Genomic DNA, 656 nt, shown 5'->3' with positions numbered 1-656 from the left:
TGGTTTCTAATACATATGGCATCCAACGCGTTCACCCGGATTTGGTTTGCTTTGAGCCGCCTAAGGCGCGCCACGAACGGTAACGTTGCCGTCATCGTTGCCTTCACCTTGCCGGTCGTGGTTGGCGGCGCCGGCCTCGGTGTGGAGACATCCTTTTGGTATTACAGCAGCCTCAAGCTGCAGGCCGTTGCCGATGCCGCGGCCTATGCCGGCGCGCTCGAGAAAGTCGCGGGTTCCGATAACCCGACCATCATCGCCGCCGCCACGCAGTCCGCGACCTCGAACAATTTTGCCACGCCGGGCACGATCCAGGTCAACACGCCGCCATTGTCCGGCCCGAACACCGCGAAGAAGGCAGTGGAGGTCATCGTCAAGCAGAACCTCGACCGCTACTTCACGGCGATTTTCAACCAGGCGCCCGTTGCCGAACAGGCAAGGGCGGTGGCGCTGATCAATGACGCCTCCAAAGCTTGCGTGCTGGCGCTCAGTCCGTCGGCCTCCCAGGCTGCGCTCTTTTCCGGCAACACCACCGTCAACCTCACCGGCTGTTCGGTCATGTCGGACTCGATTGCCTCGGACGCCATAAAGACGCAGGGCTCGGCGGTGCTCAAGGCCGACTGCCTGATCACGGTCGGCGGCATGGTGCTGAACAATCC

General features: G+C 62.0%; 1 protein-coding gene. It reads left to right on the top strand.

Annotated features, from left to right (window positions below; all coding sequences use genetic code 11):
• Nucleotides 1-51 precede the first annotated feature (51 nt).
• The coding region (locus NKJ88_RS32940) for a pilus assembly protein TadG-related protein (protein ID WP_352446982.1) at nucleotides 52-656 on the top strand (605 nt) is incomplete at its 3' end.

The sequence above is a fragment of the Mesorhizobium sp. M0016 genome (assembly GCF_040324035.1).
Lineage (GTDB): Bacteria > Pseudomonadota > Alphaproteobacteria > Rhizobiales > Rhizobiaceae > Mesorhizobium.
This window is presented reverse-complemented; position numbering and strand designations above follow the sequence as displayed.